General features: G+C 47.2%; 7 protein-coding genes. 5 read left to right on the forward strand and 2 right to left on the reverse strand.

The annotated features are described in order from the left end of the window. Positions 1-773, forward strand: a 773-nt coding sequence (locus tag ACLFWI_RS24250) for a mechanosensitive ion channel (protein WP_446415052.1), incomplete at its 5' end; no start/stop codon positions are given. A 344-nt stretch (positions 774-1,117) separates the two neighbouring features. Here ACLFWI_RS24250 and ACLFWI_RS24255 read toward each other — a convergent pair. After that, on the reverse strand, positions 1,118-1,708 hold the full coding sequence (locus ACLFWI_RS24255; RefSeq protein WP_446415053.1) for a Uma2 family endonuclease: 591 nt from the start codon (positions 1,706-1,708) through the stop codon (positions 1,118-1,120). Positions 1,709-2,034: 326 nt separating this feature from the next. On the opposite strand from ACLFWI_RS24255, the gene ACLFWI_RS24260 reads away from it, so the two are divergent. Then, positions 2,035-2,163 (forward strand): hypothetical protein, encoded by a 129-nt coding sequence (locus ACLFWI_RS24260; RefSeq protein ID WP_446415054.1) that lies wholly within the window; start codon positions 2,035-2,037, stop codon positions 2,161-2,163. 419 nt (positions 2,164-2,582) lie between these two features. Here ACLFWI_RS24260 and ACLFWI_RS24265 read toward each other — a convergent pair whose 3' ends face one another. Further along, complete coding sequence (locus ACLFWI_RS24265; RefSeq protein ID WP_446415055.1) at positions 2,583-3,731, reverse strand: SpoIID/LytB domain-containing protein; 1,149 nt, start codon at positions 3,729-3,731, stop codon at positions 2,583-2,585. Between the two features lie 312 nt (positions 3,732-4,043). Between ACLFWI_RS24265 and ACLFWI_RS24270 the strand changes: the two genes are divergently transcribed. The 3 genes from ACLFWI_RS24270 to ACLFWI_RS24280 all read left to right on the forward strand — a co-directional run bounded on the left by ACLFWI_RS24270 (position 4,044) and on the right by ACLFWI_RS24280 (position 6,527). Further along, positions 4,044-4,709, forward strand: a complete 666-nt coding sequence (locus ACLFWI_RS24270) for a DUF389 domain-containing protein (RefSeq protein ID WP_446415056.1) — start codon at positions 4,044-4,046, stop codon at positions 4,707-4,709. Between the two features lie 17 nt (positions 4,710-4,726). After that, entirely contained in the window at positions 4,727-5,299 is a 573-nt protein-coding gene (locus tag ACLFWI_RS24275; RefSeq protein ID WP_446415057.1) for a DUF421 domain-containing protein, read from the forward strand. Between the two features lie 268 nt (positions 5,300-5,567). Next, the gene (locus tag ACLFWI_RS24280; RefSeq protein ID WP_446406665.1) at positions 5,568-6,527 is read left to right on the forward strand and encodes a ribonuclease Z; all 960 of its coding nucleotides are present in this window, start codon (positions 5,568-5,570) and stop codon (positions 6,525-6,527) included. The last annotated feature ends 86 nt before the right edge of the window (positions 6,528-6,613 follow it).

A 6,613-nucleotide genomic window follows, 5' to 3' on the forward strand; every position in this document is an offset into this window, starting at 1 on the left:
CCTTACAGATTGAGGCGATCTCAGAGCCTGCGATCGCGATGTTAAATCAGATTCTTGATGCTCTACCCAAAATCTTTACGGCAGCCTTGATTCTGTTCATTGCTTATGTATTGGGTCAGTTTATCAAGGATTTAGTTACCAATATTCTGAGCAGCATCGGCTTTAACAATGTTTATCGCTGGATCGGTGTACCGGAACCTCGCCCCAGTCGTCCTGCTCCCACTCCCCCCCCTGCCGAACAGCCCGATTTAGGCATACCGACTCCGCCGACTGGAGCCGAAACCCGGCTTCAATCTGAATCAACTCCCTCCATTCGTACACCGTCAGAACTGGTGGGTATTATTGTATTCATCGCCATCCTCTTGTTTGCCACGGTTGCGGCTGTGGATGTCTTGCAGTTTGAAGCGTTAACCCTGATTGTCAATGGGATTATTATCATCGCAGGTCAGATTCTGGCCGGGTTAATTGTCTTTGCGGTTGGCTTGTACTTCGCCAATCTTGCCTTTAACTTGATTACCAGCTCGCGATCGCGCCAATCCCAAATTCTGGCACAAGCGGCTCGGATTGCGATTATTGCCTTTTCCGTGGCAATGGCACTACAACAAATGGGTATCGCTGGCGATATTGTCAACTTAGCCTTTGGCTTACTATTGGGCGCCATTGCTGTCGCGATCGCGCTGGCGTTTGGACTCGGATCTCGCGATATTGCCGCGGGTCAAGTTCGCGAGTGGTTAGCCTCATTCAAAGAAGATAGACCCCCCGGACCCCAATAACGGGAAAGAGAATCGAACAGCTTTGAATTCGATCCCCTGCATTTTGTGGCAGGGGATTCTTATTTTTATCATCCATTCTCTATGTCCTTAAAAATTAGCGCTCATCTATTTGTATGTTTATCAAGTTAGTTAAGGAACCAGTTGTTTTGTACGATTTGTCAACAGATTTTTCGATCTTTGCCCGTCCGCAAAATGAGTTGTACGAAGTTCTGCGGGTAATGAAACGAATTGGCGTACTGATTCAGCATTTCTAGAGAGAAATGCGATCGCGCCTCTTGTGTCGGTGGAGTCTTGAGGAGGCTTGGGTTAAGGGTTGTAGAGATCGCTCTTGTGTTATCTTTCTACTAAGATTGAGCTTCCTCTTGTTCAAATTTTACCTTATTGTACGCATCGGCTAGGGAAATTTGCAAATCGACAGAAGAAAGTGCGATCGCTTGATCAGATTCATCATATTCACGAAATGACCATCGCTTCGCGTCTGTCTTAGAAAAATGTTCTACATAAATTTTAGTTTGGTCGAGCAGCAAGTATTCCTCCAATGTTGGTATCGTGCGGTATAATCTAAACTTTCCACTCCGGTCATACCCCTTTGTTGATTTTGACAAAACCTCGATAATGACTTGAGGATTAGTAATTGTATCCGTGCGATTATTGTAATAGTCGGGTTCTCCGGCAATAACCATTACATCAGGATAGGTATAGATGCGTCTTTGAGGTATCCACAGACGCACATCACTCATGAAGACTCGGTAATCGAGTTTTTTGAAGGCAAAATTGAGTTCAGCATAGAAATTGCCAGCAATTTGATTATGATTAGTAGAGCCACCTGCCATCGGAAAAATTTGACCGTCAATGTACTCGCTTTTGTAGTCTGCTTCCTCTTCTAGAGCTAGATATTCCTCGGTCGAGTAGTATCGCTGTTCGGTAACTTGCATAGTTCATTGGGAATTGGTGATTGATCAGGTGGGGATTTAGAGGCTTAAGGCTTATTCCTACTCTACCTCTAGTGGATAGACTTTGCTCTACCTTTTTCTATAAGAATGAGGCGATCGCGCCTCTTGTGTCGGTGGAGTCTTGACTGGGCTTTGGTTCAGGGTGGTAGAGTTGAGGTGACGCGATCGCACTATTAGAGTATTGAGTTTTAGGCAGGGGTGATCGCGCTAGAACTCAGTTAGGATTAGTGGAGAGTGTAGGTTTGACAAACCGGGTCACTGACAGTAAATCTACAACAGATTAGCATGAGATATTGAGGAGAGTCACGATGCAAATTACAATCGATATCCCTGATGAAATCACCGAGCAACTTACCGAAACACCCGATCAGTTGCAGCGTCATCTACTCGAACTTCTTTCAAAAGAAACTCTGGAGTCTGATCGATTTCCTGGATAATCAATTCTTTGATACTCATCGGTGGGTAGGGTGAGAGTTTATCTATAGCGATTCTATTCTATCCCTATAATCCATTCATCCGTTACCTCCTCCTGCCAAATCCGTTACCATCATTCAACAGCAACCGAAGCCCTATCTACAGGCAGACACATTTTCATAAGATAAAAGTATACCAAAAAAAAGGCGCGATCGCAGGGATTTATTCTTCCGTTGACTCTCTTAACTTTAGCGAAGGTTTGAAGACTGGACGTTACTCCATCGCGATAAAAAAACAGTCACTGTCAACAACTCCATGTTTACTGACAATCAAGCCATAGGCGGTAATGGTGGTCGGGGATTCCCTAATAATGCAGTTTTTAATGGTACTGGTGGGAATGGTGACCGAAATCTTTCCCCTTTTTGCGGTACTTTTTCTGGAGTTACGGAACCTGAGAAATAGTTGCCTGTTGATAATAATGACTCAAAATCTGTTGATAGTTAACACCCTGTTGCGCTAAATTATGCGCCCCCCATTGACTTAAACCTAATCCGTGACCATACCCGCGACCACTGACTTGAAAACTTCCCCCCATGTTACTCACTGTAAACAGCGTGCTTTTCAGTCCCAGCGCCTTACGCATATCATTGCCACTAACCCGCTTACTACCGCCCGTTCCTTTTACTAGCATGGTCACAATCCGCCCACGGGGAGTCGTGCGTTCTGGGGTCATAGAGGTGACGCGCCCAACCCCACCAATCCGGCGTCCCAATTCGCTACCGGAAAAGGTTTGAGTCCACTGAAAGACAGGTGCGCCCATATCATAATCGGGAACCCCTCGTAGGTACGCTAGAGGTTTACTCCAAATATCTTCGACATTTTCTGTATGTCCACCAGACGAGGAATGGAAAACGGATAGAATCACATCACCGCTGTGGGTCAAAATCTGTCCGGCTGTAGCGTTGACAGCGGTATGAGTGCTTTCTGCTTCAGTGTCCAGTCCCTTGTAAACTTGCCACTTGACCGTATCACCGACATCGTAGACGCTATTCCCAGATTCAGCTCGTTTATAGAGAGCGTAGGTACGAGCCGCAACCGCTTGGGCTTTGAGGGCTTCTTGGGGCCAACTCGGACTCATTTCTGAGCCAATTACACTGTAGAGATATTGCTCGAAGTCCACATGATTAACCACCGTTAATCGCCCACCCGTCGCCACTAATCGAGTCCGCCCTCGATACCAGCGATCGCCGATCCAAACCAAACCATCCTCAGTGGGTTCAATCCACAGTGATCCCGAACTCCAACGCCCTAAACGAACCCCACTTCCTCCCGATTGGGCGTCAAAACCATTCATCGGCGCAAGTTCTCCCACAGTTTGACCCGCGCTATCGCGAACAATGGCTTTGGTTGAACTTCCTACCTTAACGCGACTGACGCCCTCTTCAATCGCCACCCGCAATTCCGTTACGGCTTGGGCGGGACTGACTAAAATCATCCACAATAAAAAGGAGAGCCACCAATGACGCCTAAGAGAGCGAATCATTAACTTGAGCATCTTTACCACAATGAAGGGAAAACGTCTAGATGTCATCTGTAAAACTTCCTCACACGAAGACTACTCTTGGTTTCATAATTAACAGAGATGGAATTGCCAATCTTGGTCGTCGCTAGATTATTCCGTTTCCGAGACTGGAACCAAAAATCCGCACGATGATTTTTTCTCTGGCGAAGATTGCATCCCTTAAAAAGATCGACAGGCATATTTTTAACATGTTTCTTGCTCATCGGCTAGTGGGGGGCGATCCCAACGGTATAATCTCCTGTCGGGGAAATCTCTCCCTTCCCATTCCCTATTGCCTAGATTCCTATTCCCTATTCCCTGTTCCCTGTTCCCGATTTTCCAATGATTGACAAACCAAACGAGTTAATTCCAACTTCCCAACAACCCCTCGTTGAACCCAAGATTCTCCAGCAACTCTCGGAAGAAGTGGTGCTTTCACCCTCTTATTTAGTGTTAATGGGCATGTCTGGCGTTTTGGCAGCCATTGCCTTGCTGACTAATTCGATTCCAATTCTGGTTGGTTCGATGATTATTGCACCAGCGTTTCTACCGCTATCATTAGTAGCCTTTGCCCTAGTTGCAGGTCAACCCAGGCTGGCGCTACGGGGTTTCACTGTGGCTATAGTCGGGCTATTCGTGGCGACAATTTCAGCCATGGCGACGGTATGGGTGTTCAACACCAGCGAAATTCTGCCTTTTCATGACAATCTCCTGAATAAACCCCTATTGGAAGAACGGGTAGAACCCGGTTGGTACAGTGTTGTGGTGGCTTTGGCTGCAGGTGTGTCTGGAACTATTGCTTTAGTGAAACAGAAAGTCGATACATTAGTGGGAACGGTTGCGGCTTTAGCATTAGTACCTGCTGCAGCGGCGGCTGCGATCGCGTTTATGTCCCATGATCCGCTTCGGGGTGTTGGTGGCTTAGAGTTGCTGGCGATTAATGTTGGGTTAATTATCTTAGCGGGCATGATTACGGTGCGGCTGATCGGATCTGAGCCGTCAAGTTAAAGTCAGGGATTAAGAGGATGCAGACAGTTGGGGATACAATTAGCTGGGCATTTGGGCTAGAAGCCCAAACGCTTAATGTGTGGCAGATGGGATTACGGGCAGGGGTTATCTATGGGACTGCACTGATTATGGTACGGGTGATTGGCGATCGCCGCTTTATCGGCAAACATGCGGCGATGGATGTGCTGCTGGGTGTGATTCTCGGGTCTACCTTGAGTCGTGCTATTAATGGCGCTGCGCCCTATTTTCCCACACTAGGCGCGGCGTTAGTATTAGTGGGAATGCATGGGCTAGTGTCATCACTGGCGTTTCATATTGAACGCTTTGATGTTTGGGTGAAGGGTAAGCCTCGGACGTTAATTCGCCAGGGTCAAGTGAATCGCAAGGCGATGCGAAAAAGTCATATTAGTGACAGAGATTTAGAGTCATCGTTGCGTCTCAAGGGAAAAATCACCGAACCCACGCAGGTGGAAATGGCTCGTTTAGAAAGCAATGGCGAAATCAGTGTTCTGCCCAAACCTAAGCCACCGAGAGTGATTGAGGTGTCTGTGGAAGGGGGTGTACAAACGGTGCGAATTGAGGTGGATTGATCGCAGGGGAGATGGGGAACACCTCGACTTACTTCGGCTTCGCTCAGTAACCTTCGGCTTCGCTCAGTAACACGCTCGGTGTGTCAGATAGGGAAGATTGTGTAGGGGCGGGTTTCACTACTATCTTTTTGGTTGCACCCAGATGTAATTAAACCCGCCCCGACCTCACCGTTCAATTATCGCAAATGACCAATGACCAATGACCAATGACAAACTGTAACATGAATAGGGGAGTCTGTTTACCGAGAGAGGTTCAAAGGTCAAGCCTGTGCAAATTACGTTTTTAGGAACCAGTTCCGGAGTACCCACGCGATCGCGCAATGTGTCCAGTGTGACATTGCGTCTCCCTCAACGGGCAGAGTTTTGGCTGTTTGACTGTGGTGAAGGTACCCAGCATCAGCTTTTACGCAGTGAACTCAAAACCAGCCAGCTTCGCCGTATTTTTATCACCCACTTGCACGGTGATCATATCTTTGGCTTAATGGGACTACTGGCTAGCTGTGGTTTAGCGGGTAATGTTGATCGGGTTGATATTTATGGTCCGCCCGGTCTTAATGATTACTTAAAAGCGTGCGGCAAATACTCTCATACTCGTTTTTCATTTCCCACTCAAGTACACACCGTTAGCCCCGGCATTATTTACGAGGATGAGGAATATACGGTAATCTGTGGAGCGCTTAAACATCGTGTGACGGCGTTTGGATATCGCATTGTTGAAAAAGATCGTCCGGGACGATTTGATGTGGAAAAAGCCAAGGCATTAAAGATTCCATCCGGACCGATTTATGGTCAACTTAAGCGGGGAGAAACCGTCACCCTAGACGATGGACGTAAAATTCAGGGCAAAGACTTGTGTGGAGAACCTGAAGTTGGACGTAAATTTGTTTACTGTACGGATACGGTTTATTGTGAGGGAGCGGTAGACCTTGCCCAGGATGCTGATGTGTTGATTCATGAAGCTACGTTTGCTCATCAAGATTCTCAACTGGCATTTGAACGGTTACATTCCACATCAACGATGGCGGCACAAGTGGCGTTAAGCGCTGGAGTTAAGCGGTTAATTATGACCCATTTTAGCCCGCGTTATGCACCCGGAAATGACATTGGCTTAGAGGATTTGCTGGCGGAAGCACAAGCCATTTTCCCGAATACCAAGTTGGCGTATGATTTCTTAACTTACGAAATCCCCCGGCGTCGTGCGCCGGAGTTGGTGGTAGAGGGGAGATGAGGGATGTGTAAGATTCTGGAAAGTCTTAATGGCAAGGCGCGGGAGTTGGAAGAGCAGATTGCAGAGAATGTGGCGTAGTTATTGAA

The organism is Coleofasciculus sp., from assembly GCF_046539235.1.
Classification (GTDB): Bacteria; Cyanobacteriota; Cyanobacteriia; order Cyanobacteriales; family Coleofasciculaceae; genus Coleofasciculus.